Annotated in this window: 26 protein-coding genes and 2 pseudogenes; 15 read left to right on the top strand and 13 right to left on the bottom strand. The window is 72.0% G+C overall.

What is annotated here, in order from left to right:
• Nucleotides 1–29: 29 nt before the first annotated feature.
• Nucleotides 30–1,124 (bottom strand): ATP-dependent 6-phosphofructokinase, encoded by a 1,095-nt coding sequence (locus FK498_RS04245; protein ID WP_141851871.1) that lies wholly within the window; start codon nucleotides 1,122–1,124, stop codon nucleotides 30–32.
• 161 nt (nucleotides 1,125–1,285) lie between these two features.
• Between FK498_RS04245 and FK498_RS04240 the strand changes: the two genes are divergently transcribed.
• The 7 genes and pseudogenes from FK498_RS04240 (at nucleotide 1,286) to FK498_RS04210 (ending at nucleotide 7,115) form a co-directional block, all read left to right on the top strand.
• Nucleotides 1,286–2,608, top strand: a complete 1,323-nt coding sequence (locus FK498_RS04240; RefSeq protein WP_141851869.1) for an ABC transporter substrate-binding protein — start codon at nucleotides 1,286–1,288, stop codon at nucleotides 2,606–2,608.
• Between the two features lie 142 nt (nucleotides 2,609–2,750).
• A complete protein-coding gene (locus FK498_RS04235) occupies nucleotides 2,751–3,653 on the top strand; it encodes a branched-chain amino acid ABC transporter permease (RefSeq protein ID WP_141851867.1) in 903 nt (300 codons plus the stop codon).
• Nucleotides 3,653–4,594 (top strand): branched-chain amino acid ABC transporter permease, encoded by a 942-nt coding sequence (locus tag FK498_RS04230; protein WP_141851865.1) that lies wholly within the window; start codon nucleotides 3,653–3,655, stop codon nucleotides 4,592–4,594. Before FK498_RS04235 ends, FK498_RS04230 begins: the two co-directional genes overlap by 1 nt.
• Nucleotides 4,591–5,355 carry an ABC transporter ATP-binding protein gene (locus FK498_RS04225; protein ID WP_141851863.1) on the top strand — a complete coding sequence of 255 codons (765 nt, stop codon included), beginning with the start codon at nucleotides 4,591–4,593 and terminating at the stop codon, nucleotides 5,353–5,355. The genes FK498_RS04230 and FK498_RS04225 overlap by 4 nt, the downstream gene beginning before the upstream one ends.
• Nucleotides 5,342–6,004: an ABC transporter ATP-binding protein gene (locus FK498_RS04220; protein WP_141851861.1), complete on the top strand. Its 663-nt coding sequence runs from the start codon at nucleotides 5,342–5,344 to the stop codon at nucleotides 6,002–6,004. The genes FK498_RS04225 and FK498_RS04220 overlap by 14 nt, the downstream gene beginning before the upstream one ends.
• A 145-nt stretch (nucleotides 6,005–6,149) precedes the next feature.
• Nucleotides 6,150–6,356 (top strand): annotated as a pseudogene (gene rpmE / locus FK498_RS19855) (50S ribosomal protein L31); the annotation flags it as partial.
• Nucleotides 6,357–6,659: 303 nt separating this feature from the next.
• Nucleotides 6,660–7,115, top strand: a complete 456-nt coding sequence (locus FK498_RS04210; RefSeq protein ID WP_141851857.1) for an Hsp20 family protein — start codon at nucleotides 6,660–6,662, stop codon at nucleotides 7,113–7,115.
• Nucleotides 7,116–7,170: 55 nt separating this feature from the next.
• Here the strand turns inward: FK498_RS04210 and FK498_RS04205 are convergent, their stop codons facing one another.
• The 5 genes from FK498_RS04205 to FK498_RS04185 form a co-directional block, all read right to left on the bottom strand.
• The gene (locus FK498_RS04205) at nucleotides 7,171–8,469 is read right to left on the bottom strand and encodes a cation:proton antiporter (RefSeq protein ID WP_141851855.1); all 1,299 of its coding nucleotides are present in this window, start codon (nucleotides 8,467–8,469) and stop codon (nucleotides 7,171–7,173) included.
• Between the two features lie 60 nt (nucleotides 8,470–8,529).
• Nucleotides 8,530–9,822: a DEAD/DEAH box helicase gene (locus FK498_RS04200; protein ID WP_141851853.1), complete on the bottom strand. Its 1,293-nt coding sequence runs from the start codon at nucleotides 9,820–9,822 to the stop codon at nucleotides 8,530–8,532.
• A gap of 329 nt (nucleotides 9,823–10,151) precedes the next feature.
• The gene (locus FK498_RS04195; RefSeq protein WP_141851851.1) at nucleotides 10,152–10,958 is read right to left on the bottom strand and encodes an ABC transporter ATP-binding protein; all 807 of its coding nucleotides are present in this window, start codon (nucleotides 10,956–10,958) and stop codon (nucleotides 10,152–10,154) included.
• Nucleotides 10,955–11,767, bottom strand: a complete 813-nt coding sequence (locus FK498_RS04190; RefSeq protein WP_141851849.1) for an ABC transporter permease — start codon at nucleotides 11,765–11,767, stop codon at nucleotides 10,955–10,957. The genes FK498_RS04195 and FK498_RS04190 overlap by 4 nt, the downstream gene beginning before the upstream one ends.
• Nucleotides 11,764–12,753 carry an ABC transporter substrate-binding protein gene (locus FK498_RS04185; RefSeq protein WP_141851847.1) on the bottom strand — a complete coding sequence of 330 codons (990 nt, stop codon included), beginning with the start codon at nucleotides 12,751–12,753 and terminating at the stop codon, nucleotides 11,764–11,766. Before FK498_RS04185 ends, FK498_RS04190 begins: the two co-directional genes overlap by 4 nt.
• Before the next feature lie 123 nt (nucleotides 12,754–12,876).
• Here FK498_RS04185 and gpt point away from each other — a divergent pair, with 123 nt between their 5' ends.
• From gpt to FK498_RS04165, 4 genes are read left to right on the top strand one after another with little or no spacing between them, the layout of a single operon-like run.
• Nucleotides 12,877–13,356, top strand: a complete 480-nt coding sequence (gene gpt, locus FK498_RS04180; RefSeq protein ID WP_141851845.1) for a xanthine phosphoribosyltransferase — start codon at nucleotides 12,877–12,879, stop codon at nucleotides 13,354–13,356.
• A gap of 24 nt (nucleotides 13,357–13,380) precedes the next feature.
• A complete protein-coding gene (locus tag FK498_RS04175; protein WP_141851843.1) occupies nucleotides 13,381–14,607 on the top strand; it encodes an acyl-CoA dehydrogenase family protein in 1,227 nt (408 codons plus the stop codon).
• Between the two features lie 5 nt (nucleotides 14,608–14,612).
• On the top strand, nucleotides 14,613–15,065 hold the full coding sequence (locus FK498_RS04170) for a MaoC family dehydratase (protein ID WP_141851841.1): 453 nt from the start codon (nucleotides 14,613–14,615) through the stop codon (nucleotides 15,063–15,065).
• Complete coding sequence (locus tag FK498_RS04165; protein WP_141851839.1) at nucleotides 15,062–15,919, top strand: CoA ester lyase; 858 nt, start codon at nucleotides 15,062–15,064, stop codon at nucleotides 15,917–15,919. The genes FK498_RS04170 and FK498_RS04165 overlap by 4 nt, the downstream gene beginning before the upstream one ends.
• A gap of 19 nt (nucleotides 15,920–15,938) precedes the next feature.
• On the opposite strand, the gene FK498_RS04160 is transcribed toward FK498_RS04165, so the two are convergent.
• Nucleotides 15,939–17,249, bottom strand: coding sequence for a hemolysin family protein (locus FK498_RS04160; protein ID WP_141851837.1), 1,311 nt, complete (start codon nucleotides 17,247–17,249; stop codon nucleotides 15,939–15,941).
• Between the two features lie 307 nt (nucleotides 17,250–17,556).
• Between FK498_RS04160 and FK498_RS04155 the strand changes: the two genes are divergently transcribed.
• On the top strand, nucleotides 17,557–18,300 hold the full coding sequence (locus FK498_RS04155; RefSeq protein ID WP_141851835.1) for a glycosyltransferase family 2 protein: 744 nt from the start codon (nucleotides 17,557–17,559) through the stop codon (nucleotides 18,298–18,300).
• On the top strand, nucleotides 18,290–19,951 hold the full coding sequence (locus FK498_RS04150) for a glycosyltransferase family 39 protein (RefSeq protein WP_141851832.1): 1,662 nt from the start codon (nucleotides 18,290–18,292) through the stop codon (nucleotides 19,949–19,951). Before FK498_RS04155 ends, FK498_RS04150 begins: the two co-directional genes overlap by 11 nt.
• 4 nt (nucleotides 19,952–19,955) lie before the next feature.
• Here the strand turns inward: FK498_RS04150 and FK498_RS04145 are convergent, their stop codons facing one another.
• The 3 genes from FK498_RS04145 to FK498_RS04135 are packed head-to-tail and all read right to left on the bottom strand — an operon-like array spanning nucleotide 19,956 to nucleotide 22,519.
• Nucleotides 19,956–21,248, bottom strand: coding sequence for an FAD-binding oxidoreductase (locus FK498_RS04145; RefSeq protein WP_141851830.1), 1,293 nt, complete (start codon nucleotides 21,246–21,248; stop codon nucleotides 19,956–19,958).
• A 37-nt stretch (nucleotides 21,249–21,285) separates the two neighbouring features.
• Entirely contained in the window at nucleotides 21,286–21,816 is a 531-nt protein-coding gene (locus FK498_RS04140; protein ID WP_141851828.1) for a cysteine dioxygenase family protein, read from the bottom strand.
• 16 nt (nucleotides 21,817–21,832) lie between these two features.
• Nucleotides 21,833–22,519 (bottom strand): GntR family transcriptional regulator, encoded by a 687-nt coding sequence (locus FK498_RS04135; RefSeq protein WP_141851826.1) that lies wholly within the window; start codon nucleotides 22,517–22,519, stop codon nucleotides 21,833–21,835.
• Between the two features lie 521 nt (nucleotides 22,520–23,040).
• On the opposite strand from FK498_RS04135, the gene FK498_RS04130 reads away from it, so the two are divergent.
• The gene (locus tag FK498_RS04130) at nucleotides 23,041–24,321 is read left to right on the top strand and encodes a tetratricopeptide repeat protein (protein WP_141851816.1); all 1,281 of its coding nucleotides are present in this window, start codon (nucleotides 23,041–23,043) and stop codon (nucleotides 24,319–24,321) included.
• A 335-nt stretch (nucleotides 24,322–24,656) separates the two neighbouring features.
• Nucleotides 24,657–25,019, top strand: coding sequence for an SPW repeat protein (locus FK498_RS04125; protein ID WP_141851814.1), 363 nt, complete (start codon nucleotides 24,657–24,659; stop codon nucleotides 25,017–25,019).
• Between the two features lie 82 nt (nucleotides 25,020–25,101).
• On the opposite strand, the gene FK498_RS04120 is transcribed toward FK498_RS04125, so the two are convergent.
• The 3 genes and pseudogenes from FK498_RS04120 to FK498_RS19850 all read right to left on the bottom strand — a co-directional run.
• A complete protein-coding gene (locus FK498_RS04120; protein WP_141851812.1) occupies nucleotides 25,102–25,560 on the bottom strand; it encodes a molybdenum cofactor biosynthesis protein MoaE in 459 nt (152 codons plus the stop codon).
• Nucleotide 25,561: 1 nt separating this feature from the next.
• On the bottom strand, nucleotides 25,562–25,813 hold the full coding sequence (gene moaD / locus FK498_RS04115; protein WP_141851810.1) for a molybdopterin converting factor subunit 1: 252 nt from the start codon (nucleotides 25,811–25,813) through the stop codon (nucleotides 25,562–25,564).
• A gap of 7 nt (nucleotides 25,814–25,820) precedes the next feature.
• A pseudogene (locus tag FK498_RS19850) lies at nucleotides 25,821–26,069 on the bottom strand (hypothetical protein); the annotation flags it as partial.

The following is a 26,069-nucleotide window of genomic DNA, read 5'->3' as shown; positions in this document are numbered from 1 at the left end:
CCTGACGCCGTGGTCCCCTTCGCCTTCCGCTACTCGTCCCCGAAACAGATTCCGAGCCCGCGCGCCGCGCGCACCAGATCGCCCTGCGGATCGACGGAGCGCGACGCCACGGCAGCTTCCTCGACCGCCGCATCCGCCACGCGACCTTCGCGCCAGACGACCAGCCGCCCGAACTTGCCCTGCACCGCAAGATCGACCGCGTGCACGCCCATCGACGAGGCGACGAGCCGGTCGAGCGCGCCCGGACTGCCGCCACGCTGCACATGGCCGAGCACGGTCACGCGCGCCTCCGCCCCGGTCGCCTGTTCGAGCACACGCGCGATATGCGCGCCCACGCCGCCGAGACGCGGCATCGCCCCCGGCGCCGACGGCCCGGCCGTCACCGTCTCGCCCTCCGGCGACGGCACCGCCTCGGCGACGACGACGAGGGCGAAGTTGCGGCCGCGCGCGCGCAGCCGTGCGATCGCATCCGCAACCACGCTGACCCGCCATGGGATCTCGGGAATCAGGATCACGTCGGCGCCGCCCGCGACTCCCGCGGAGAGGGCGATGTGGCCGGCATCACGCCCCATCACCTCCAGCACCATGATCCGGTTGTGGCTCGCCGCCGTCGGCTGCAGCCGGTCGAGCGCCTCGGTCGCAACCTCGACGGCCGTGTGATGGCCGATCGCGTATTCGGTCGCGGCGAGATCGTTGTCGATCGTCTTCGGGATGCCGACGAAGGGGAAGCGCCCGGTCTTCATCAGCCGGTGCATGATGCGCATCGAACCGTCGCCGCCGATGCCGATCAGCGCATCGAGCCCGAGCGTCTCGACCCCGCGGAAGATCAGCCCCGAGCGGTCCTCGCGCCGTCCGTCCGGCAGCGGAAAGGCGAACGGGTCGCCCCGGTTGACGCTGCCCAGGATCGTTCCGCCCTGGCGCAAGAGCGACGGGTCGTTGACGCTGCCGTCCAGCGTGACGAAGCGCGGCGGGTCCTCCATCAGCCCGTGCGTGCCCTGGATCAGCCCGAGCACCTCGATCCCATAGGTGCGCGCGGCCCGGATCGTGACCGCGCGAATCGCGGCATTCAGCCCGGCGCAGTCGCCGCCGGTGGTCAGCACGCCGAGCCGCCTGATCGTCGCCATGGCGATGCGCCTCCGTTGTCCGACCACAGAATCACAGAGATTCGCGTGTCGGGCACGCGGTTTGTCAGCCCGACGAACGCCCCCTTGGCGCGGCTGCGGCGCCTGCGATACCGTCATCGCGACGGTGCCACCGGCGCCATGTCACGGAGGGAGACGTCCTGATGGCGAAGCTCACACGCCGCACGACCCTGCAGGCCGCGGTCGCGTCCACCCTGGCCCTGCCGGCCCTGCTGCCGCGCCAGGCGATCGGCCAGCAGAAGCCGTCGGAGATCAGGCTCGGCATCTCCACCTTCCTTTCCGGCCCGGCCTCCGTGTTCGGCGTGCCCGGCCGCAATGCCGCCGATCTGCTGATCGAGCAGTTCAACCGCGCGGGCGGCATCGGCGGCGTGCCGATCCGCAGCATCGTGATCGACGAGGCGCCGGGCGTGGACTTCCTGCTCGGCGAGTGCCGTCGCCTGGTGCAGAACGAGGGCGTGGACGTGATGCTCGCCTCGATCTCCTCCGGGTCGTGCCTCGCGGTCGCACCGCTGGCGGAACAGCTCCGCATGCCGACGATCCTCTGGGATTGCGGTACGCAGCGCATCTTCGAGGAGGCATCCTACCGCTACTGCGTGCGCACCCAGGCGAACGCCGTGCCGGAGATCGTCGCACCGCTGCTCTACCTGATGAAGATCCGTCCGGATTTCCGGACACTCGCCGTGCTGAACCAGGACTATGCCTGGGGCCGCGACTCCTGGGCGATCTGGAAGGCGGCGATGGACGCGGTGAAGCCCGGTGTGCGCGTGGTGGCCGAGCTGTTCCCCCGCTTCGGCGCCACCGACTTCTCGACCGAGATCACGCGGCTTTTGGCGCTGCGGCCGGATGTGATCTTCTCGACGAGCTGGGGCGGAGAGCTCGACACCTTCATCCGCCAGGCGGCCGAGCGGCGCCTGTTCGAACGCTCGACCTTCGTGCTGCCGCTCGTCGAGAGCAGCCTCGAGCGTGTCGGCAAGACGTTGCCTGAGGGGGTGATCGTCGGCGGGCGCGGCGATCACTGGTTCCTGCATCCGACCGCGAAGGACACCCGGATCCTCAAGGACTTCACCGCCGCCTATCGGCAGCGCTTCAACCTCTACCCGATCTACCCGACCTTCCACATGGCGCAGGCACTCTACGGGCTGAAGGCAGGATACGAGAAGGCGATCTCGGCGAATGGCGGATCGTGGCCGTCGCGCGAGCAGCTGATGGACACGATGCGCGGGCTCGAGTTCGCCCACCTGACCGGGACGATGAAGATTCGCGAGGACGGCCAGGGGCTGGAGCCGATGCTGATCGGCATGACCAAGCATGTGAACGAGTACCCCTTCCCGGTGATCGACCGGATGGTGCTGTTCCCGCCCGAGCTGACGATGAATCCGATCGGCACCAAGGGGCTCGACTGGGTGCGGCTGCTCACGCCAGCGTCGGTGCAGCGCGCACCGGCGGAAATCCCGTACAGGGCATGAGGAGAGCCGGGGGGCCGCAAGGCCCCCCGGCCCCCCTGGAGGGCGCGCCTTCCGTGGGTCGGCGCGCGGGCCGCGACCAGCGGAGCGGCGCCCTCCGGAGGGGTGCGGGGGGCCAGCCGTCGTCCCCTGCCCCGTTCCTTCGATGACCCTTCTCCTCTTTCTCGCCATCCTCGACGGCCTCGCCTATGCGGCGCAGGTCTTCATGGTCGCCGTGGGCCTGACGCTGATCTTCGGCGTGCTGCGGATCCTCAACGTCGCGCACGGCAGCTTCTTCGCGATCGGCGGCTACGTCGCCGCCACGCTCGGTACCTGGGCCGCCGCCACGGCGGCCGCCCCGGTCCTCGCGCTGCCCGTGCTGCTGCTCGCCGCGGTGATGGTCGGCGGCGTGCTCGGCCCGGCGATCGAACGGCTGGTCCTCGCGCGCATCTACACCAAGGAGCATGTGCTCCAACTCCTCGTCACCTTCGCCCTCTTCATGATCCTCGAGGATGTGCAGAAGCTCGTCTGGGGCGTGCAGCCGATCTTCCAGGACGGGCCGGTGCGCGCGCTCGGCCAGGTCGAGGTCGGCGACATCATCTATACCGCCTACCAGCTCTACCTGCTGCCGGGCGTCGCTCTTGCCACCCTGTTCGGCCTGATGTGGTTCCTGCGCCGCACCCTGACCGGACGCGTGATCGTCGCCGTGACCGAGGATCGCGAGGCCGCCACGGCGATGGGCATCGACGCGAACCGGGTCTACCTGCTCACCTTCACCGTCGGGACCGTGCTTGCCGCTCTCGGCGGCGCGCTCGCCTCCCCGACCACCAGCCTGGTGCCCGGAGTGGGCGTCAACATGATCGTGCTGTCCTTCGCCGTCGTCGCCACCGCCGGCCTCGGCCAGATCGAGGGGGCGATGCTGACCGCGCTGCTGATCGGCCTCGGCCGTTCGGTCGCGGTCTACTTCGCGCCGGAATTCGAGGTGGTGATCCCCTACATCATCATGGTCGCGGTGCTGCTGATCCGGCCGCATGGGCTGTTCGGCAGGCCCGAGCTGAGGCGCGTCTGATGGACCGGCGCCTCACCCTGCCCACCCTCGCGGCCGCCACAACCGTGGTCGCGCTCGCGATCGCGGCGCCGTGGCTGAAGTTCGTGTTCACCGTCGCGCTTGCGAAGGGACTCGCGGTCCTCGGCATCCTCCTGCTGCTGCGCGCCGGCCAGGTGAGCTTCGGCCATGCGCTCTACATCGCCGTCGGCGCCTATACGGTGGCGTTCCTGCGCCCCGCGATCGGCGAGGTCCTGCTGCTGCTGCCGCTCGCCGCGACGGCGGGGACGATCGTCGGCTTCGCGGTCGGGCTGTTCGTCGCGCGCTATCGCGACATCTTCTTCGGCATGCTGAACCTCGCCTTCTCGATGGTGTTCTACTCGCTGCTCGAGAAGCTCTACGCGTACACCAAGGGCACCGACGGCATCCGCGTGCCGCGGCCGACCATCGGCGGTGTGACGCTCGATCCGGTCGCCTACGAGTGGGCCGTGCTGGTCGGCACACTCGCCCTGGCCCTCACCCTCGGCTGGCTCGTCTCGCGCTTCCTCGCCTCGCCGCTCGGCCAGGCGCTGCCGGCGATCAAGACGCGCGAGACCCGGCTCGAATTCGCCGGCATCTCGGCCAAGCGCGTGCTGCTGGTCGCCTATGTGGCCTCGGCGGCGCTTGCCGGCCTCGGCGGCGGCATCATCGCCTGCACGACGCTGCATGTGACACCGCTGCTCTCCTACTGGACGCATTCGGGCGAGCTCGTCTTCATCGCCATCCTCGGCGGCGCAGGCAGCGTGCTGGGGCCGTTCCTCGGCGCCGCGGTGTACGAACTGGTGCGCGTCTATGCGGCGGCGGCGTTCCCCGACGCGTGGCAGATGATCCTCGGCGCCGTGCTGCTGGTGATCATCCTGTTCGCGGCGCGCGGGCTGTGGGGCATGTACGAGGACCTTGTGCTGCGCAAGGATCGCCGCGCATGACCGCGCCCCTGCTCTCCGCCAGGGGGCTGAAGATCGCCTTCGGCGGCGTCAAGGCGGCCGACGGCATCGATCTCGACATCGCGCCCGGCGAGTTCGTCGCCATCATCGGCCCGAACGGCGCCGGCAAGACCACCTTCATCAACATGACAACCGGCTATCTGCGCCCGCACTCCGGCCACATCCATTTCGACGGCGCCGAGATCACCGGCCGGCCGCCGCGTTCGATCGTCCGGCGCGGGATCGCGCGCAGCTTCCAGATCCCGCAGCTCTTCACCGAGCACACCGTGATCGAGAACGTCGCCCTGAAGGTCGCTGCGCATGGCCGGTTCTGGCGCCCGTTCCGGCCGCTGCTGGATGCCGGGACCGCCGCCGCGGCGATGCGGCTGCTCGAGCAGTTCGGCCTCGCCGGGGTCGCGACCGCGCGCGCGACCGAACTGAACGAGGGTACGCGCAAGCTCACCGACATCGCCATGGCGATGGCGCTGCGGCCACGGCTGCTGCTGATGGACGAGCCGACTTCCGGCGTCGCCTCGGCCGAGAAGTTCGGCATCATGGACACGCTGGTCGCCGCCCTGCGCGCCGAGCGCGTCACCGCCGTGTTCGTCGAGCACGACATGGAGGTGGTCGAGCGCTACGCCGACCGCGTCGCGGTGTGGAGCCAGGGGAAGATCCTCGCCTCCGGCCCACCGGCCGCGGTCCTGTCCGACCCCGCCGTGCTGCGCGAGGTGATCGGCGTCGAGACCGGACATGCTCACGCTTGAGGGCGTGGACGTCGCGATCGCGGGGACGCGCGTGCTGCGCGGGGTGGATCTGCGCATCGACCACTCCGGCCGCGTCGCGCTGGTCGGGCGCAACGGCGCGGGCAAGACCACGACGCTGCGCGCGATCATGGGGCTGGTGCCGCTGGCCGGGGGGCGGATCGCCTTCGAGGGCCAGGACCTCGGCGCCGTGCCGGCGCATCGGCGCACGGGGCTCGCGATCGGCTACGCGCCGGAGGAGCGGCGGCTGTTCTCATCCTTCACGGTGGAGGAGAACCTGCGCCTGCCGGCGGAGGTGCTCGGCCTGCCTGCGGCCGAGGTCGCGCGCCGGCTCGACAAGACCTATGCGGTGCTGCCCGAGATCGCCGAGTTCAAGGACCGCAAGGCCGGCGGCCTGTCCGGCGGGCAGGGCAAGATGGTGGCGCTGGGCCGCGCGCTGATGACCGGCACCAAGCTCGTGCTGCTCGACGAGCCGTTCCAGGGCCTCGCCCCCGCGCTGGCGCGCCGCTATGCCGAGACGCTGATGCGGCTGCGCGAGGCGGAACCGGAGCTTGCGATCCTGATCACCGAGAGCAATCCCGACCTGCTCAAGCCGATGGTCGACAGCGCCTATCTGATCGAGCGGGGCGAGGTCCATCCGACCACCCTCTGAGGACCGGGCCGGGGACGACGAGGGTGCCCGCTGCCGGGAGCAACCGTCCACCTCCGGCTTGCGCCTCCCGGCGGGTTCAGCTATCCGGCGCGCTCCGCGCGGCGGTCGGCATCGCCGCGCCCTTGCCGTTGAAAGGTCGCTGGCCATGAAGAAGGGCATCCACCCCGACTACCACGAGATCACCGTCATCATGACCGACGGAACCTCGTTCACCACGCGCTCCTGCTACGGCAAGCCGGGCGAGACGCTCCGCCTCGACATCGACCCGAAGTCGCATCCGGCCTGGACCGGCCAGCAGCGCGTGGTGCTCGACACGGCGGGCCAGGTGTCGAAGTTCAACAAGCGCTTCGCGGTCGACCTCTCGAAGATGAACATCAAGGCGGCCGCCAGCATCAACAAGGGCGCCAAGGCCGCCGCGGCGCCCGCTGCGGGCGCCGCCAAGCCCGCGGCCGCCGCCAAGGCCGCGGGCGGCAAGAAGAAGTAGCCCCTTCCTCCGCCCTTGAATCCCCCGCCCTTGAAGCGGCGGGACGACGCTCCTAAGTGACAGGCTGCCGGGACGCCTTCGGGGTCCCGGCACGATCGGTCAGGCTGCGGCTGACCATGAGGGCCCTGAGCCCGACCGACCGGACCTTGCTTCTAGGAAGGAGGACCGATGATGAACGCCTTCGACTTCTCGCCCCTGTTCCGCTCGACGATCGGGTTCGACCGCCTGTCGCGCCTGATGGACACGGCGCTGAACGCGGCCGACGCCAGCTATCCGCCCTACAACATCGAGAAGCTGGGTGAGGACCAGTACCGCCTGACCATGGCGGTTGCCGGGTTCAGCGAGGCGGACCTGGAGATCAGCCAGAAGGACAATGCCCTGGTCGTCACCGGCAAGGCCGCAAAGGAGGCCGAGCCGCGCCAGTTCCTGCATCGCGGCATCGCCCGCCGTGCGTTCGAGCGCCGCTTCGAGCTCGCCGATCACATGGTGGTGGACGGCGCGACGCTCGAGAACGGCCTGCTGCACATCGCGCTGCGTCGCGTGGTGCCCGAGAACCTGCGCCCGCGGGTGATCCCGATCACCAAGGGCCAGCCGCAGGTGATCGAGACCCAGGCCCGGGCGGCCTGACCGGCTGCGCCGCCATGCCCGCCGGGCGGGGCGCCCCGCCCGGCGGCGCGGCGGATCAGGATCGCTCGACCGACCTCGTGGGGCCGGAGGCCTGTCCGTCCGGCCCCTCTTCGCCTGCGGCCCCCGCCCTGCGCCCGCCGCGCGCGGCCATCCAGCGGCCGAAGCTGAATGCGACCGGATTGAGCGCGATCGACAGCAGGACCGCCGCGATCGCGAGGTCCCGCCCCTCCACCGGCAGCAGCCCGAGCGCGATCCCCTGCTCGGCCAGCACGAGGCTGAACTCGCCCACCTGGGCGAGGGCGGCGGCCACCGTCCAGACCGCGGCACGGCTCTGGCGGAACAGCGCCATGATCGCGATCGCCGCGACCGACTTGCCGACCACCACGATCAGCAGCGTCGCCGCCACGGCCCCGGGTTCGCGCAGCAGCACGCCGGGGTCGAACAGCATCCCGACCGCGACGAAGAACAGCACCGCGAAGGCGTCACGGAACGGCAGGGACTGCTCGGCGGCGCGGGTCGCCATGCCGGAGCCATGCATCACCATGCCGGCGAAGAAGGCGCCGAGTGCGAAGCTCACCCCGAACACCTTGGCCGAGAGGAAGGCGATGCCGAGCGCCATCCCCAGCACGGCAAGGGTGAACAGTTCGCGCGACTTCAGATGCGCGACCATCACCAGCACCCACGGCACGACGCGCCGCCCGATCGGCACCATCAGCGCGACGAAGAGGGCGAACTTCCCGAGCGTGAGCGCGACCGCGGCGCCGAGCTGGCCGCCTGCGCCGCCGAGCACCTCGAACTGCAAGGCGAAGGTCGGTACCGCCACCCCGCCGAGGAAGCCGGCGATCCCCGGAAGGATGACGAGGGCGATGACGACGGCGATGTCCTCGACCACCAGCCAGCCGACCGCGATGTGGCCTTCCGGCGTGCTCACCAGGTTGCGCTCGGTGAGCGCGCGCAGCAGCACGACGGTCGAGGCGACCGAGAGCGTCAGGCCGAACACCACCGCCGCCGGCCACGACCACCCCCAGAGATGCGCGACGCCGGCGCCGAGCGCGGTCGCGGTCGCCATCTGCACGACCGCCCCCGGCAGGGCGACCCGCCGCACCGCCAGGAGCTCGGCGGGGCTGAAATGCAGCCCGACCCCGAACATCAGCAGGATCACCCCGAGCTCGGCGAGCTCGAGCGCCGTCGCCCGGTCGCCGACGATGCCGGGCGTGTGCGGGCCGAGCAGGATGCCGGCGGCGAGATAACCGACGATCGGCGGCAGCCGCACCAGCGCCGCGACCGTGCCGCAGATCAGCGCGTAGAGGAGGCCGAGGCCGATCGTTGCGATCAGGGGATGGGCTGCGTCCATGCTCCCAGCTATGACGGCCGGCACGTGGCGGCGCAACCGCCGTGCCGGCAAATCGTCCGATCAGGCGCGGCGCGCAGCCGCCATGAAGGGCAGCCCCGCGAGGGCATGCCGGCCGTCGCCGGCCGGACTGCCGTAACGCGCCGGACGCTGCGGGCCGTGCGTGCCTCCCCGCGCTGCGGGCGTGGCGGAACGGGGCGCAGATCGATGCGGCTTCGGTGACGCCGCCGGCGGCGCGGGCGGCCCCTCGGCCGGCAGGGTGCGGCGGATCAGCCGCTCGATGTCGCGCAGGAGCGGCCGTTCCTCCACCGAGCAGAAGCTGATGGCGACACCGCCGGCGCCCGCGCGCGCCGTGCGGCCGATGCGGTGCACGTACTGCTCGGGCACGTTCGGCAGATCCATGTTGATCACATGCGTGACACCCTCCACGTCGATGCCACGCGCGGCGATGTCGGTCGCTACCAGCACGGGCACGGCGCCGTCGCGGAACTGGCGCAGCGCCGCCTCGCGCTGGCCCTGGCTGCGGTTGCCGTGGATCGCGTTCGCCGCGATCCCGTCGGCCTCGAGCTGGCGCACCACGCGGTCGGCCCCGTGCTTGGTGCGCACGAACACGAGGGTGCGCCCTCCTGCCTCTCCCTTGAGCAGCTTCGCGAGCAGCATCCGCTTGTCCCCCTGGGCGACGTGGACGACGCGCTGCTCGACCTTCTCGGCCGTGCTGGCCACGGGTGCCACCGCGACGCGCACGGGATCCTTCAGCATCTCGTCCGCAAGCGTCGCGATCGCCTGCGGCATGGTGGCCGAGAACAGAAGCGTCTGCCGCTTCTCCGGCAGGGCCGAGACGATGCGCCGGATCGGCTGGATGAAGCCCATGTCGAGCATCTGGTCGGCCTCGTCGAGCACGAACATCTCGACCGCCTCGAGGAACGCGGTACGGCCCGTCAGGTGGTCGATCAGCCGGCCGGGCGTGGCGACCAGGATGTCGACCCCGCGCGCCAGCGCGGCGACCTGCGGCTGGTGGCCGACACCGCCGAACACGGTGGCGACCCTGAGGCCGAGATGCCGGCCATAGGTGCGGAAGCTCCCGGCGATCTGGCTCGCGAGCTCGCGGGTGGGGCTCAGCACGAGCGCGCGGCAGGCGCGCCTGGGGGGCGGCCGGCGATCGCGCAGGCGGTCGAGGATCGGCAGGGCGAAGGCGGCCGTCTTGCCGGTGCCGGTCTGGGCGATGCCGATCAGGTCGCGGCCCTGGAGCAGGGGGGGGATCGCCTGGGCCTGGATGGGAGTGGGGGCGTCGTAGCCCTCCTCGGCGAGCGCCTCGAGGATCGGGGCGGCGAGGCCGAGGTCGTTGAACGTCGTCACAACAGTCGTCTTTCGTGGTTCCGGCGCGTGCGCGCACGGGCGGCGCCGCGTCCGCGGCACCGCGATCGGGGGTGGGACGCCCCGCGTGAACTGGGCAATTCCGAGGAGGTGTCGAGGGAGCCCCGGCAGGACGGCGCGACCCGCATCGGGTCCGCAGCGCCGCTCACGCGGCCGAGGCACCGCCGGATGATCGTCCGGCACGCCGCAGACATGCGGAAGCCGGGCGGGAAAGTCAAAGGATTCCCGCGGATGGCTGATGCGCGCAGCGCGAGGCCGAGAGCCGGCTCGTCGTCCGCATGCAGCGGCTGCCGGATCCGGGACGGGCACCGTCATCGGCGCGCACGCTCCTCGGCCGCGATGGCGGCCATCGCCTTCGAGGCCTCCTCGCGGATCTGGCGCAGGATCTCGGCGCGCAGCGCGTTGAAGCGCGGATCGGTCAGGAGTTCGATCGAGCGCGGCCGCGGCAGGTCGATCACGATGCGGCTGCGCATCCGTCCGGGCCGCGCGGTCATCACATAGACCGTGTCGGCGAGGAAGATCGCCTCGTCGATGTCGTGGGTGATGAACAGCACCGTACCGCGTGCCTCATCCCAGACATGGGTCAGCAGTTCCTGCATCTGCATTCGCGTCTGCGCATCGAGCGCGCCGAAGGGCTCGTCCATCAGATAGACGCGCGGGTTGAGGATCAGGCAGCGCGCGATGCCGACACGCTGCTTCATCCCGCCCGAGAGCTGGTCCGGCAGGTGGTGCTCGAACCCGGCGAGCCCGACGAGATCGAGAAAGCGCCGTGCGAGCACCTCCGTCTCGTCCTTCGGCCGGCCGAGCATGCGCGGGCCGAAGGTGACGTTGTCCCGGACCGAGAGCCAGGGAAACAGCGAGGCCTCCTGGAACACCACGGCGCGGTCCGGTCCCGGAGCGGAGACGGGCATGCCGAACACCTCGGCCGTTCCTGCGGTCGGCGCCTCGAAGCCGGCGATGACGTTGAGAAGCGTCGACTTGCCGCAGCCCGAAGGACCGAGGATGCAGGCGAACTCCCCTTCCGCGAGCGTCATGTCGATGGCGGCCAGCGCCTCGACCGCCCCGGCGCGGCCCTCGAACACCTTGCGCAGGCCGCGGATCGCCACCGCCTCGGTCACGCGCGCACCGCCTGCTTCCAGTGGAGCACGCGACCGCTGAGCGCCACGAGCACGCGATCCGAAAGGAACCCGGCAATGCCGATCGAGGCCATGTCGGCGATCACCACATCCATCCGCCCGACGTAGTAGGCATCCCACAGCACATAGCCGAGTCCCGACTTCACCGCGACGATCTCGGCGACGATCACCGCCGTCCAGGCGATCCCGAGGCCCAGCCGCATGCCGGTGAAGATGTTGGGCAGCGCCGCGGGCAGCACCACACGCAGGAGGAGCTGGCGCTCGTTCGCCCCCATCATGCGCGCAGCCCGGATCAGGTTGCGCGGCACGTCGCGCGCGCCGGCCGTACTGTTGACCACGATCGGGAAGAAGGCGCCGAGAGCGATCAGGAACACCGCGCCTGCGTCGCGGATCCCGAACACCGCGATCGCGAACGGGAGCCAGGCGGTGATCGGGATCGGGCGGAGCGACTGGATCAGCGGATCGACCGCGCCTGCCACCAGCCGGTTCCAGCCGATCATGATCCCCATCGGCACGCCGATCAGGATCGCGCAGGCGAAGCCGGCGAACACGCGCCGCGCGCTGAACAGCACGGTCTCGCCCCAGGTGCCGAGATAGGGGTTCAGCCCCATCCCGGGATCGGCGAAGGCCCAGGCCCACCAGGCCTCGGCCACCAGGCTCGGCGCCGGCAGGATTCCCTGCGGCACGAGGCCGGCGCGCCCCGCCGCCTCCCAGATCGACACGAGGACGACAGGCAGCGCGAGGCCGAGACCGAGCCCGCCCAGCCCCGCGCGCCGGACCGCAGCCGTCAACGCCGCACGACGGACTGGTAGATCGAGAGGTCGAAGAACTGCGGCAGCTCCGCCGACACGTCGCGCGCGAGCACGCCGAGCCGGTGGAACTCGCGGGCCTGGGCCTGCACCTGCTCCACCGTCAGCGACTGCTCGAGCGTCATGTCGTCCGCCACCGCCTTCGCCACCTGCGCCGGCAGACCGGTCCAGGCGGCGATCGCGGCACCGAGAGACTCCTTGCTCGCCGAGATCTCGTTCTGCACCTGGAGATAGGCCCAGATCAGCCGGCGCAGCGCCTCGCGCTTGCCCTGCACGGCGTCGCGCGTGGCGCCGACCATGCCGAGCTCGGCGCCGACCGCGCGGCTCCTGGAGTAGTCGAGCTTCGTCTGGCGGTAGGCGAGGCCCTGCTGGATCGCCATGCTCTCGAACGGCTCCCAGCCGATGAAGAGGTCGATGTCGCCGCGCTGCATCGCCTGCACGAAGGGCTGGCCGCCGCCCTGGATGTTGACGATGTTCAGCCGGCCGTAGTTGATGCCGGCTTCGGTGATCGTCGCGGCGAACTGGAACCACACCGCGCTGCCGGGAGCGATGGCGATGCGCTTGCCGTAGAGATCCTCCCACGTCTCCAGCGTCACCCCGTTGCGCACGATCGGGTGCTTGGCCGACACGCCCACGCCCATCAGGCCGACGATCCCGCGCAGGTTCTGGCTGACCGCGATCGGCACGTCGGCCGGGCCGATCGAGCCGACCTCGATCGAGCCGGAGGCGAGTGCCGTGCGCACATCGGCGTAGCGGACGAAGTTCACGAGCTCGACCTCGACGCCGAGCGACCGCACGCGTTCGGCCACGCCGTTGAAGGGAGCCACGTGCGGCACCTTCACCACGCCGACGGTGAGTTTAACCGGCGGGCTGAGCGGCGCGGGCGGCTCGACCAGCGCGGTCCTCGCCGCCGCAGGCGAGGCGAGCGCCAGTGCCAGCGCGCCGGCGAGCAGAATGCTGTTGGACATTCCCGAAGCTCCCCGTGTCGTTGTCCTGGCGCGACGCTACCGGCCGGCCGCGCCGCTGTCACGGCCCCTCTCGTCGGTTCCGGTGCGGCATGCTAGAGGCCCGGACCGGGAAGGAGGCCGGGGGTGGGCCAGAAGTTCTACACTGTGACCTGGGACCAGCTGCACCGCGACGGCAAGGCCCTCGCCTGGAAGCTGCTGCCGCTCGGGCCATGGCGGGGGATCGTCGCGATCACGCGCGGCGGGCTGATTCCGGCGGCGATCGTCGCGCGCGAGCTCGACTGCCGGCGGATCGAGACCGTCAGCGTCCTCACCTACGAGGAGATGGAGCGCGGCGAGCCGGTGGTCACCAAGCCGCCGACCGCGGCCGGCAGCGGCGCGGGCTGGCTGATCGTCGATGATCTCGTTGACACCGGTGCGACCGCGAAGGTGGTGCGCGCGATCCTGCCGGATGCGCATTTCGCCACCGTCTACGCCAAGCCTGCCGGGCAGCCGCAGGTGGACACCTACGTCACCGAGGTGAGCCAGGACACCTGGATCCTGTTTCCCTGGGACACCGAGCCGCAGTTCATCCAGCCGATCGCCAAGGCGAACGCGGTCCGCTGATCCGCGCGCCGAAGGTCCGCCGACATGTCCCCGATCCCGCCGCCCAATCCGCTTCCGCCCGATCTCGCAGCGATCCGCGACACGGTGACCCGGCTGTTCGGCGCGACAGTGATCCCGGCCATCCGCGGCTACGAGGAGCGGCGCGAGTTCCCCCGTCCGCTGATCCGCGCGATGGGCGAGGCCGGGCTGTTCGGCGCGGCCTTCCCCGAGGAGCTGGGCGGCACCGATCTTGGCTTCATGGCGGTGGCGGTGATTTCCGAGGAGATCAGCCGGTTGCGGCCTGATCTCGGCTACTGCATGAACCTCCAGGCGATGACCTGCCCGTTCACGATCCTGAACTGGGGCACCGACGAACAGGCCGCGCGCTTCGTCCCGCCACTGATCGCCGGCGAACGGATCGGCGCCTTCATGCTGACCGAGCCCGGCGGCGGATCGGATCCCGCAGGATCGATGCGGACACGGGCGGTGCGCGACGGCGACGCCTATCGCATCAGCGGCTCGAAGCAGTGGATCACCTTCGCCCACGAGGCGGACACGGCGGTGCTGTTCGCCAAGACCGATCCTGCCGCCGGCCATCGCGGCATCACCGCCTTCGTGATCGAACCGAAGTCGGGCCCCGGCTACCGCGCCGATCCGATCCCGATGCGCAACCTTTCGCCCGTGCTCGCGTCCTGCGCGGTGTTCCTCGACGATTTCGTCGTGCCGGCGGGGAACCGGCTGGGCGAGGAGGGCGAGGGCTTCCGCATCGCGATGAACGCGCTCGAGTTCGGCCGGCTGACCGTCTCGGCGCGGCTGGTCGGCGCCGCCCAGGGATGCCTCGACCACGCGCTCGCCTATGCGCGCGAGCGCGCGGTCGGGGGCCGGGCGATCGGGCACTACCAGATGGTTCAGGCGCTGATCGCCGACATGGCGGCCGAGATCGCGGCTGCGCGCGCTCTCGTGCGCGAACTTGCCGAGACCATGGAGGCGGGCCGTCCGGCGAATCGGATCGCGAGCCTCGCCAAGTACTTCGCCTCGCGCGCGGCCCGGACGGCGGCGGCGAATGCGACCGAGATCTTCGGCGGCTACGCGCTCGCCGACGAGTACCCGATCAGCATGTTCAAGGGCTTCATCGAGATGCTGAACGTGGGCGAAGGCTCGTCCAACGTGCAGCGCGTGCTGATCGCCGAGGATGCGCTCGGCTACAAGGACGCGAACCGGGCGAGCGTGCCGGCGCGCAAGTTCCGCGCCGCGCGCAAGGCGGCGGGGTAGCGGCCATGCCCGGCCTGTGGTTCGAGGAGTTCGCCGAAGGCATGGTGATCGAGCACCCGATCCGCCGCACCGTGACGGAGGCGGACAACACGCTGTTCTGCGCCATGACCATGAACCCGGCGGCACTGCATCTCGACGCGGAGGCGATGAAGGCGAGCCCCTTCGGCGAGCGCATCGTCAACTCGCTCTACACCCTCGGGCTGATGGTCGGGATCAGCGTGCACGACACCACGCTCGGCACGACGGTGGCCAATCTCGGCTTCGAGGAGGTCGCCTTCCCGGCGCCGCTGTTCCACGGCGACACGGTGCGCGTGCGCACCACCGTGCTTGGCGTGCGCGAGAGCCGCTCGCGCCCGAACGAGGGGATCGTCACCTTCCTGCACGAGGCGATCAAGCAGGACGGCACCGTGGTCGCGCGCTGCCGCCGTGCGGCCCTGATGCGCAAGCGGCCGGCATGATCCCGCGTTCCTTCCTGTTCGTCCCCGCCGACAGCGACCGCAAGCTCGCGCGCGGCCCCGAGAGCGGCGCGTCGGCCCTGATCCTCGATCTCGAGGACTCCGTCGCCCCCGACCGCAAGCCGGTCGCGCGCGCGATGGCCGCCGCCTGGCTGCGCGCTCGCGATCCCACCCCGAAGGCTTGGGTGCGCGTGAACGCGCTCGATACCGGACTGGCCATGGTGGATCTCGCCGCGGTGGTCGGCGCGCGGCCCGACGGCATCGTGCTGCCGAAATGCCAGGGTGCGGCCGATCTTGCCCGCATCGACGCCGCACTTTCGGCCCTCGAGGCGCGCGAGGGACTGCCGGACCGCGCGATCCCCGTGATGCCGCTCGTGACCGAGACGCCGGCGGCGATGTTCACCCTCGGCGCCTATGCCGGCGCGCCGCGGCTCGCCGCCATCACCTGGGGTGGGGAGGATCTCGCCGCCGCGCTCGGCGCGCGGTCCAACCGCCTGGCCGACGGCACCTGGGACGAGCCCTACCGGCTTGCGCGTGCGCTGACCCTGTTCGCCGCGGGGGCTGCCGGCGTGCCGGCGATCGATACGGTCTATGCCGATGCCCGCGACCTTGAGGGCCTGCGGGCGGAGTGCGAGGCGGCGCGGCGGATGGGCTTCGTCGGGCGCATGGCGATCCATCCCGCCCAGGTCGCCGTGATCGAGGCGGCCTTCGCGCCGACCGAACAGGAACGCGCCTGGGCCGCGCGCGTGGTCGCGGCGTTCGAGGCGCAGCCAGGCGCCGGCGTGATCGCGCTCGACGGCAGGATGGTGGACAGGCCGCATCTCGTGCAGGCGAAGCGGATCCTCGGAACGGGCTGACCGGCCATCGGTCGCCCCGCTACACGTCGGGTGTCGCGACGGGCTCCGGCCGGACCAGCACCTTGTCGATGCGGCGCTGGTCCATGTCCATCACCTCGAAGCGATAGCCGCCCCAGGCGACCTGGTCGCCCTCGGCGGGAATGCGGCGGGCGAGCGCCAGCACCAGCCCGGCCAGCGTGTGGTACTCGCCCTCCTCCGGCAGCTCGGCGAGCCCCAGCACGGCCTTCACCTCGTCCACCGGCATCATGCCGTCCATCAGCAGGCTGCCGTCCTCGCGCGTGATCACCTGCATGGCCGGGGCGCCGCCGGGCTCGTCCGCGATCTCGCCCACGATCGCCTTCAGCAGGTCCGCTGCGGTCACGATCCCCTCGACCGTGCCGTACTCGTCCACCACCAGGGCGAGGCCGATCGGCTCGCGGCGCAGGATCGCGATCGCGTCGAGGACGCTGGTGTGGTCGGCAAGCACCGGCGCGGGCCGCGTGACGTCGGCAAGCGCGATCGGCGCCCCCGCCAGCAGCGTGTCGAGCAGTTCCTTGGCGCGTACCACGCCGACCACGTCGTCGAGCCCGCCATTGCAGACGAGCAGCCGTTCGTGCGCGAGCGTGCGGATCCGCCGCGCCAGTTCCGGCGGCGGATCGTTGCGGTCGATCCAGTCGAGCTCCAGGCGCGGCGTCATGATCGCGCGCACCGGCCGATCGGGCAGGCGCAGCACGCGCTCGATCATCTGCCGCTCCTCGGCCTCGATCACCCCCGCTTCGGCGCTTTCCGCCACCAGGGCCTTGACCTCCTCCTCGGTGACCGCCGTGGCCGGGACGGCGTCGGCGCGGAACAGCCGCAACACCAGGCCCGAGAGGCCGCGCAGCAGCCACACGGCCGGCCCTGCCGCCCAGGCGAACCAGGCGAGCGTGGGCGCCACCGCCGCGGCAAAGGGTTCGGGCCGGCGCAAGGCCAGCGTCTTCGGCACGATCTCGCCGAGCACGATCGAGGCGAGGGTGATCGCGGCGACCACCAGCGCAAAGGCGATCGCGTGCGCCTCCACCCCGACCACCGGCATGCCCTGGAGCCAGTCGCCAAGCCGGCGCGCGATCCCGGCGCCACCGAAGGCGCCGGCCAGCACTCCCACCAGGGTGATGCCGACCTGTACCGTCGGCAGGAAGCGCTGGGGGTCCTCGGCGAGGTCGAGCGCGGCCCGCGCCCCCCGGATGCCGCGCCGCGCCATCGCCTTGAGCCGGCCCTTGCGCGACGAGACCACGGCGATCTCGCTCAAGGCGAGCAGGCCGTTCACCAGCACCAGCAGCAGGATGACCGCGATCTCGGCGACTGTGCCCATGCGTTCAGCGGGGCGCCGCCGTGACGCTGGCCGCTCCTCCGCTCACCCGGCAGTCTAGACCGGTTCCGGCCGATCGGAACCGTCTTCGGCCTCGGCTGCTGCACATTGTCATCCGACTCGGCCACGGCCATGCCAGCGGGGTCATGGAAGGATGCCGCAGTGTCCCGGCATGCGGATCGCTTGTGGCCGGCTGCAGCCACGTGTTACGTGAACCTGTGCAAATTTTCATGCGCTCTGGCCGTCGCCTCGGTGGCGCGCGCCGGCATCGCCTGGCCCCTGGCGACGATGTCGTCGGCCTCCACCCCCGATGAGCGCGAGTCCAGTGGTGTCGGTCGTGATCCCGGTGGCCGACGAGGCCGAGAACGTGGAGTCGGTCGCCGACGAGGTTCGCGCAGCCTTGGGGCCTGCCACCCCGTTCGAGATCCTGTTCGTCGATGACGGCTCGGCCGACGCGACGCCGCAGCTGATCGCCGCCCTTGCCGCGGCTGACCGGCGCGTCCGCCTGGTGCGCCATGCGCGGCGCTGCGGCAAGTCGCAGGCCGTGCGCACCGGTGTCCTGCACGCCCGCGGAACCTGGATCGGCACCATGGACGGGGATGGCCAGAACGATCCCACCGACCTCGTGGCCATGCTCGCGGCCGCGCGCTCCGCCGCCGGCGTGCCGCCGCTGGTGGCCGGCATCCGCACACGGCGCCGCGATCCGTGGGCACGTCGCGTCGCCACGCGCGTCGCCAACCGCTTGCGGCGCGTCGTCCTGGGTGACGGGTGCCCGGACACAGGCTGCGGCATGAAGCTGTTCCGCCGCGAGGACTTCCTCCGCCTCCCCTGTTTCGAGGGGATGCACCGGTTCCTGCCGGCGCTCTTCGCGAGCTACGGGGTGCCGCTCGTCAATCATCCCGTGGCGCATCGCGCACGTCGCGCAGGCCGCTCGAAATACACCAACTGGCACCGCGCCCTGGTGGGCATCACGGACATGCTGGGCGTGATGTGGCTGCGCCGCCGCACCAAGGCCCCGGTGCTGGTCTGGACCGAGGCCGACCGTGACGCCTGAGACACGGGCCGGCACGCGCTGGCTCGTCCTCGCGCTGCTCCTGGTGCTGGCCTTGGTGCTGTTCGTGCCCGGCCAGTCCGGCCTGCCGCCGATCGACCGCGACGAGTCGCGCTACGCGGTCGCCACGACCCAGATGCTGAGTTCGGGCGACTTCATCGACATCCGCTTCCAGGACGAGCCGCGCCACCTCCAGCCGGCCGGCATCTACTGGCTACAATCCATTGCTGTTGCAATATTTTTCTCGGTCGAGACGCGCGCCATCTGGGGCTTCCGCCTGGTCTCACTTGCGGGCGCGACGTTCGCCGTGCTGCTGACCGGCTGGCTCGCGGGGCGGCTCTTCGGCGCCCGCGCCGGGCTGATCGCCGGCACGCTGCTGGCGGTCTCGCTGCTGCTGGGCGTCGAGGCCCGGATGGCGAAGATCGATGCGACGATGCTCGCCGTGGTGGTCACGGCGCAGTCGGCGCTGATGCTGCTGTATCTCGACCGCGCGACGCGCCCGGCCCTGACCGCCGGCCTGTTCTGGGCCGCGCTCGGCGTCGGGCTGATGCTGAAGGGGCCGATCGCGCCGATGGTCTCCGGCCTGACCGTGCTGGCCCTCGCGGTGTGGGAACGGCGCCTGGCCTGGCTGGGCAGGTTGCGCTCGCCTTGGGGCATTCCCCTGATGATGGCGATCGCGCTGCCCTGGCCCGTGGCCATCACGCTGAACACGGATGGGGCGTTCCTCAGCGAGGCGATCGGCCACTCGATGCTGGGCAAGGTGGCCACGGGGCAGCAGGCCCACGGGGCGCCACCGGGATATCACCTCCTCGCCTTCACGATCGCCTTCTGGCCCGGCGCGCTGTTCGCCGTGCTCGCCATCCCCTTCGTCTGGCGGAACCGGAACGAGCCGGTGGTCCGGTTCCTGATCGCCTGGATCCTGCCCACTTGGCTTGTGTTCGAACTCGTCGCGACCAAGCTGCCGCACTATACCCTGCCGACCTATCCGGCGATCGCGACCCTGACGGCGGCGGCGCTGACAGCGGGAGCCATCCGGCTGCCCGAGGGCCGCTGGCGCTGGCCGGCGCGCGGCTATCTCGGCCTGTGGACGTTTGTCGGCGCCGCGCTCGCCCTGGCGGGCATCGGGGCAGCGCTCGCGCTCGACGGCCGGTTCGATCCCGTGGCGCTCGCGGTGTCGGTCGCCGGGCTTGCGGCGATCGGCCTCGCCGGTCGGGCGATGCTGCGGGGACAGGCACCTCGCGCGCTCGCGCTGGCCGGGGCGGCCGCGCTGGTGATCTGGGTCGGCACCTTCGGCTGGACCCTGCCGCAGGTCCGGGGGCTGTGGCTCACCCCGAGGATCGTCGCCGCCGCCGAGGCGGCAGCCCCCTGCCCTGGCCGCCTCCTCGTCACCACGCCCTACCACGAGCCGAGCCTCGTCTTCCTGCACGGTCCCTATGCCACGCGCCTCGCCCGGTCGCCGGAGGCGGCCGCCGAGGTGCTGGCGGAACGGCGCGACTGCACCGTGGCGGTCGTGGGCGCGCGGGAGCGCGAGCGGTTCCTCGCGCGGGCGGCACAGCTCGGCATCGCGCCGGGCGCGGCCGGCTCGGTGCAAGGCCGCAACTACTCGAACGGCCGGATGCTGGACCTGACGCTGTTCGTTCTGCCGCCGGCCTGACCGATCAGTCGCGCCGGTCGCGCCAGCGCCGCTCCAGCACCGCGAGCGGGGCGAGCGCGCGTGCGAAGCCGTAGGCCGGGATCGGCTTCAGGGGCTCGCGCAGGAGCGGCAGCGCCGCCCACGGCGTCCCCAGTGCCTGGCGCGCGAGCTCGCGTCCGATGGCCGTGGCAAGCGCCACGCCGCGGCCGTTGCAGCCGATCCAGGTGGTCACGCCGGGCGCAAGCTCGTGCACGTGCGGCGCGCGATCCGCGGTGATGCCGACGGGGCCCCACCAGACATACTCGAACTGCGGCACGCCGAGCTGCGGATAGACCGTGGCGACACGCCGGCCGATGCGCGCGACGATGCGCTCGCGCCAGTTGCGGCCGATCGCCAGCCCGCCGCCGGTCACCAGCCGCCCGTCCGCATCGAAGCGGTAGAAGTAGAGATCGCCCCGCGTGTCGGAGAGCGCATGGCCTTCGGGCAGGATGGTCCGGCGCACATTGTCGGAGAGCGGAACGGTGGCCATCTGGTAGCTCGCGATCGGGATGATCTCCCGCCCGAGCCCGGGCCAGAGATCGTCCGAGTAGGCGTTGGTGGCCAGGATGACGCGGTCGGCGACCACGCGACCGCGCGGTGTGCGCACCACCCAGGCCGGCCCTTCACGCGTGAGCGCCGTCGCCGGCGACTGCGTGAAGACGCGGGCCCCTGCGCGCAGCGCCGCGGCAGCGAGGCCGCGCGCAAAGCCGAGCGGGTTGATGTGCCCGCCGGTCCGGTTGATCCAGCCGCCGTACCAATGGTCCGTGCCGGCAAGCTTCGCCATCGCCGCCCGGTCGAGCAGTTCGACCGGCGCGCCGCGGCTGCCCCATTGGCGCACGCGCGCCTCCGCGAGCGCCATCCGGCTCGGCCGGTGCGCGGGCTGGAGCCAGCCGTTCTGCACGGCCTCGGCGGCGATGCCGTGCGTTCGGATCAGGTCGAACACCAGCGCGGCGCTGTCGCGGATCAGCGCGACGAACGCCTCGCCCGTGTCGCCGAAGCGGCGTGCGATCTCGTCCGGGTCCATCCGCGAGAGGGTCGGGATCACCTGGCCGTTGTTCCGTCCCGAGGCGCCCCAGCCGATCGCCCCCGCCTCCAGCACGACCGCCGAGGCACCGCCTTCGGCGGCGTGCAGGGCGGCGGAGAGGCCGGTGAAACCGGCGCCGACGATGCAGAGATCGGCGCGCGTCTCGCCCCCGAGGACGGTCGTCTCGGGGGGAGGCGGCGCCGTCGCGGCCCAGAGCGAAGGCGGCAGTCCGGTCAGCGGGACGTCGTCGGGCATCCGCGCAGCAAGCCGCAAGCCGCCGGGCGCGGCAAGATCAGGCGGGATCGTATACCCAGTTCACGCCCTCGCCGAAGCGGTCGTAGCGCACGCCGTAGACGTGGATCGAGACGGCCGGGCCGTCCGAGACATTGGCCAGCTGGTGGATCAGCGTGATGTCGGCCGGGCCGCTGCTGGTCGCACCGCGCGGGCGCGAGAGCGTGCGCGTGCGCACCGGCCTGCCGCCGGTGCCGAGCGCGAAGAACCGCTCCTCGAGCCAGCCGCGATGCACCCCGAACGCGCACCAGGTGCGGTGGCCATGCACCGGACTCGCCTGCCCCGACTGCCAGACGATCGCGACCATCGCCCAGCCACGCTCGCGGTCCTCGTGCAGCAGGTGGCGCACGTAGCGCTCCGGAGAGCCCGGGCAGTCGATCCCGGCGAGCAGCTCCGCCCGATCGAGAAACGGCGCGATGGCGGCAGCGATGCGGCACTCCCTGCCTGCATCCGCCCCGCGCTCGGCCGCGGTGACCGCCTCGATCATGGCCTGCAGCGTGGCATTGCGCGCGATCGCGCTCACCTGGTTCATCGTGTCCCCCTGCCCTTCAGGTCGCGATCCGCGTCGCCGCGTCGGGCGAGAGGAGCGCATCCAGCACCATCGCGCGGCTGGTGCCGATCTCGGCGGCCGAGAGCCGGGCCGCCTCCTCGGCGTCGCCCGCCACCAGGGCGGCGATCAGCGCACTGTGCTCCGCCCGCATCTCGCCGGTGCGGTCGCGCCGGGCGAGGCCCAACACCAGCATCCGTGTCGCCTCGTCGAGCAGCCGGGCGAGAATGCGCGCGAGCCGACGGTTGCCCGAGAGTTCCGCCACTGCGACATGGAAGGCCCGGTTCGCCTCGAGAAAGGCGAGCGCGCTGTCCGGATCGGCCGGGTCGTAGCCGCAGCGCACCACGGCATCGAGCGTCTCCAGCGCGGCGGCATCGACCCGCCCGGCGGCAAGCCGTGCCGCCTCGGGCTCGAGCAGGGCGCGCAGCGCAAAGACCTCGTGGATGTCGCGCACGGTGACGGGGCTGACCACCCAGCCGCGGCGCGGCACGGCCTGGACGAGCCCTTCCTCGGCGAGCCGCGCCAGCGCCGCGCGCACTGGTGCCTTGCCGAGTCCAGTCAGGGCGGCGGCCGCGGTCTCGCTCACCGTCTCGCCCGGTGGCAGGCGGGTGGCGAGGATCGCACGGCGCAGGCTGGCGGCCGCCTGATCCGTGAGGCTGGGTGGTGGTGGCGCGAGTGCCACGATCACTGGCAGGTCTCTGGCCGCAGCACTGACATGTCATCAACACACCAGACTGATCCGGCCCCGTCAAGCCCTCTCAGGTCCGCAGGCTCAGGCGACGGCATCGGCCGCACTCATTGCGGCGGCATCCCCCGGCCGGATCGACCCGGACGGCAGCACGGGCGTGGCCAGTCGACGGGGCGATCCGGATCGCCGTTCAGGACGGCACGACCCTGGTCGCGCCCATCCGTCGCCCCCGCCCCGCACTGTCCGGCGGAGCAGCCGATCCCCCCACGATCGGCCCGATCGCCACCCGGGTGGCCCGTGGTCGCCGCCTGGTGCGGCATCGTCGGAACGTTCGCCCTTCCCCTCCAGGCGGGAACCGGCTGGCCTCTTCTCCGGCATGGCCCGCCCCCGCAACGGCCAGGACATTCGGCACACCGCCGGCTTGCCTCTGCCACCTTGCCGGGGAGGAAACCCGCGGCGACTCTGCGTCACCTCTCCCGCAGCGGGAGAGGGACAGACTGGAGACCGGCGGAGGAGTCGGCATGCGCAAGGATCAGCGCGGACTGACGCTCAGCACCGCGTCCGCCGAGGCGGCCGCAGCCTATCGCGAGGGGCTCGACCTCATGCTCGCCGCCTGGCCCGGGGCGCTCGCGGCGTTCGACCGCGCGCTCGCCGCCGATCCCCGCTTCGCCGCCGCGCATCTGGCGCGCGGCCGCCAGCTCCAGATCATGGGGCGCGTGGCCGAGGCGAAGCAGGCGGTCGCGGCGGCCCGCGCCACCCTCGCCGGCGCGACCGAACGCGAGGCCTCGCAGGTCGCGATCCTCGAACGCGCGCTCGCCGGCGACGGCGCCGTGGCGCTCTCGGCAGCGCTCGCCCATATCGCCGCCCATCCGCGCGACGCGCTGGTACTGTCGCTGCCGCTCGGCGCCTTCGGGCTCTACGCCTTCTCGGGGCGGCCCGACCACGACCGCGCGCGCGCGGCCCTCTGCGACGCGGTCGCGGCCCATTACCGCGACGACTGGTGGTTCGAGGGGTATCGCGGCTGGTCCTACGCCGAGGCGGGTGCGCTGGCAGCGGGACTTGCGCATCTCCAGCGCGCACTCGAATTGCGCCCGTGCAATGCGAACGCCGTGCACGGGCTTGCGCATGCGCGGCACGACCGCGGCGAGATCGACGAGGGCCGGCGCGAGACCGAGACGTTCCTTCCTCACTACGACCGTGCCGGCACGCTCAATGCGCATCTCGCTTGGCATCTCGCGCTGTTCGCGCTCGAGCGCGACGATGTCGCCGCCGCACTCGATCTCTACGAGAGCCGCATCGCACCCGACGTGTCGCAGGCGCCGCCCCTGAACACGCTGACCGATGCCGCCTCGCTGCTGTGGCGCGTGCTGCTGCGCGATCCGGCGCGGCCCCTGCCATGGGAGGAGATCGCCGCCTACGGCGCCGAACGATTCGCGACGGCGGGGCTGGCCTTCGCCGATCTGCACGCCGCGCTGCTGGAGGCGGTCACGGGACGGCGCGAGACGCTGGCACGCCGCCTCGCCGCGCTGGAGGCACTGGTCGCGACGGGGCGGCTCCCGGCCGGTCCGGTGGTCCCCGTGCTCTGCCGCGGCTTCGCGGCGTTCGCGGCGGGTGCCTATGACGAGGCTGCCGACCTCCTCGTCCCGGCCCTGCCGGACGCCGCGCGCATCGGCGGCAGCGGCGCGCAGCGCGACATGATCGAGGACACCGCGATCGCCGCCTGTCTGCGCGCCGACCGCAAGGAGACGGCGCGCATGATCCTGCGCCGCCGCTTCGCCTGCCCCGCCTCTCCCCGCCCTTGACGTTCCGGTCTGCGTTTCTAACTCGCCGGTCGGGTCGGGTGCCGAACGGGCCCGCCCCCCGGGTGCCGGGGACGGTGCCCTGCGTTCCCCGCAGCCATGTTGCTCGTGCGAGGATGTGGTCGGTGGAGCGACGATCGGGTTCCCGCCGCAGGGCGGATCGCGGCGGACGGCCAGGCGGTGCAACAGCCGCCACGCTCCGGGTGAGCACGACCACACCTCCCGACGGGATCGCGGGGACGCCGTGGCCCCTGCGCCTTGGCGTGTGGATGGACGCAGGGCGGCATCGGCTTCGCCTGAGAGGGAGCCGAATCCGCCGCCGCAAGGAGGTGTCAAGGATGACGAGGTTCGAGGACTGGAAGAACGCCCTGCTCGGCGGTCAGCTCGCCTTCGGCCTGGTGCTGGCGCTGACCCCCTGGCTGGTCGGCTTCGCGGCCGAGACCGGGGCGGCCTGGACCGCCTGGATCACGGGCGCGGTGATGGCGCTGGTGGCCATCGCCGGGTTCGCCGGCTACGCCTTCGCCGCGTCCTGGGTGAACCTGGTGGCTGGGCTATGGGCGATCGTCGCCCCATGGCTGATCGGCTTCGCCGCGATCGTCGGCGCGATGTGGAGCCATGTCGTGCTCGGCGTTCTCGTGGCGATCGCCGCGGCGATCGAGCTCTGGCAGGAGTACCAGCCCGGCAGGACCGCCCACGCCTGAGCGCCCTTGCCCGGGACCGCGCCGCGGTCCCGGGCGCACGCATCCCCGCCTGCGGCGCGGCACCCTGCGTTGAGCGGACCGTTCAGCGGACCCAGCGCGCGGCCGCCGCGTCATCCTCGTCGCGTGCGGCCACCCACTGCCCACCGCCGTCCGCGAATTCCTCGTGCTTCCAGAACGGCGCCCTGGTCTTGAGCCAGTCGATCAGGAACGCGGTCGCGTCCAGCGCGGCCTGGCGGTGCGCCGAGGCGGTCGCGACCAGCACGATCCCCTCCCCCGGCGTGAGCCGGCCGACGCGATGGATCACCGTGCAGCCGATGAGCGGCCAGCGTGCTTGCGCCTCCGCGACGATGGCGGCGAGCGCGCGTTCGGTCATGCCCGGATAGTGCTCGAGCGTCATCGCCGCGACCGTCCGGCCGCCGGCGCTGTCGCGCACGGTGCCGACGAACAGGCCGATGCCGCCGACATCCGTCCGCCCCGCGGTCAGCGCGGCGAGCTCCGCCGCGACGTCGAAGGGCGCCTCCTGCACGCGCACGCGCGCCATCTCATCCCCCCGTGACAGGCGGGAAGAAGGCGACCTCGTCGCCCGCGCGCACGGGCGCGTCGGGACCGGCGAAGTCCTGGTTCACCGCGCAGCGCACCACGGCGCGGTTGGCGAAGGCCTCGGCATGGCCGGGCGAACGGGCGGCGAGGAAGTCGATCAGGGAGGCGACGTCGCGCACGCTCTCGGGCAGCACGACCTCCTCCTCCGCGAGCCCGATCTTCTGGCGCAGCCAGGCGAAGTAGAGCACGCGCATGGCCGCCTCAGCGCGGCGCCGGCACGGTCCTGATCTGGCCGTCCGCGCCCATCAGCGTCATGGTGCCGCCGTCGCGCACCGTGGTGCCGCTGCCCGCCGGCCCGCCGAAGGTGCCGCTGCGCCCGGTGCCGCCGGTCTCGACCGTGCCGGCCGGCGCGCCGGGGATGGGGCGGGGGCATCCGCCGGCCGGGCGGGCCGGGGGCCGCGCCCCCCGCCCCCCGCCCGTACAGGCACCCGAGACGCGGGGGGAGGGGGG

It is taken from the genome of Elioraea sp. Yellowstone (genome assembly GCF_006704265.1).
GTDB lineage: Bacteria > Pseudomonadota > Alphaproteobacteria > Acetobacterales > Acetobacteraceae > Elioraea.
The sequence above is the reverse complement of the archived record's forward strand: the minus strand, read 5'-3'. Positions and strand labels throughout refer to the sequence as shown.

Bases quoted from the DNA above. Each gene is read 5' to 3' on its own strand.
- FK498_RS04245 (WP_141851871.1), bottom strand. From the start codon at position 1,124: ATGGCGACGATCAGGCGGCTCGGCGTGCTGACCACCGGCGGCGACTGC.
- FK498_RS04240 (WP_141851869.1), top strand. From the start codon at position 1,286: ATGGCGAAGCTCACACGCCGCACGACCCTGCAGGCCGCGGTCGCGTCC.
- FK498_RS04235 (WP_141851867.1), top strand. From the start codon at position 2,751: ATGACCCTTCTCCTCTTTCTCGCCATCCTCGACGGCCTCGCCTATGCG.
- FK498_RS04230 (WP_141851865.1), top strand. From the start codon at position 3,653: ATGGACCGGCGCCTCACCCTGCCCACCCTCGCGGCCGCCACAACCGTG.
- FK498_RS04225 (WP_141851863.1), top strand. From the start codon at position 4,591: ATGACCGCGCCCCTGCTCTCCGCCAGGGGGCTGAAGATCGCCTTCGGC.
- FK498_RS04220 (WP_141851861.1), top strand. From the start codon at position 5,342: ATGCTCACGCTTGAGGGCGTGGACGTCGCGATCGCGGGGACGCGCGTG.
- FK498_RS04210 (WP_141851857.1), top strand. From the start codon at position 6,660: ATGAACGCCTTCGACTTCTCGCCCCTGTTCCGCTCGACGATCGGGTTC.
- FK498_RS04205 (WP_141851855.1), bottom strand. From the start codon at position 8,469: ATGGACGCAGCCCATCCCCTGATCGCAACGATCGGCCTCGGCCTCCTC.
- FK498_RS04185 (WP_141851847.1), bottom strand. From the start codon at position 12,753: ATGTCCAACAGCATTCTGCTCGCCGGCGCGCTGGCACTGGCGCTCGCC.
- FK498_RS04175 (WP_141851843.1), top strand. From the start codon at position 13,381: ATGTCCCCGATCCCGCCGCCCAATCCGCTTCCGCCCGATCTCGCAGCG.
- FK498_RS04170 (WP_141851841.1), top strand. From the start codon at position 14,613: ATGCCCGGCCTGTGGTTCGAGGAGTTCGCCGAAGGCATGGTGATCGAG.
- FK498_RS04165 (WP_141851839.1), top strand. From the start codon at position 15,062: ATGATCCCGCGTTCCTTCCTGTTCGTCCCCGCCGACAGCGACCGCAAG.
- FK498_RS04160 (WP_141851837.1), bottom strand. From the start codon at position 17,249: ATGGGCACAGTCGCCGAGATCGCGGTCATCCTGCTGCTGGTGCTGGTG.
- FK498_RS04155 (WP_141851835.1), top strand. From the start codon at position 17,557: ATGAGCGCGAGTCCAGTGGTGTCGGTCGTGATCCCGGTGGCCGACGAG.
- FK498_RS04145 (WP_141851830.1), bottom strand. From the start codon at position 21,248: ATGCCCGACGACGTCCCGCTGACCGGACTGCCGCCTTCGCTCTGGGCC.
- FK498_RS04140 (WP_141851828.1), bottom strand. From the start codon at position 21,816: ATGAACCAGGTGAGCGCGATCGCGCGCAATGCCACGCTGCAGGCCATG.
- FK498_RS04130 (WP_141851816.1), top strand. From the start codon at position 23,041: ATGCGCAAGGATCAGCGCGGACTGACGCTCAGCACCGCGTCCGCCGAG.
- FK498_RS04125 (WP_141851814.1), top strand. From the start codon at position 24,657: ATGACGAGGTTCGAGGACTGGAAGAACGCCCTGCTCGGCGGTCAGCTC.
- FK498_RS04120 (WP_141851812.1), bottom strand. From the start codon at position 25,560: ATGGCGCGCGTGCGCGTGCAGGAGGCGCCCTTCGACGTCGCGGCGGAG.
- moaD (WP_141851810.1), bottom strand. From the start codon at position 25,813: ATGCGCGTGCTCTACTTCGCCTGGCTGCGCCAGAAGATCGGGCTCGCG.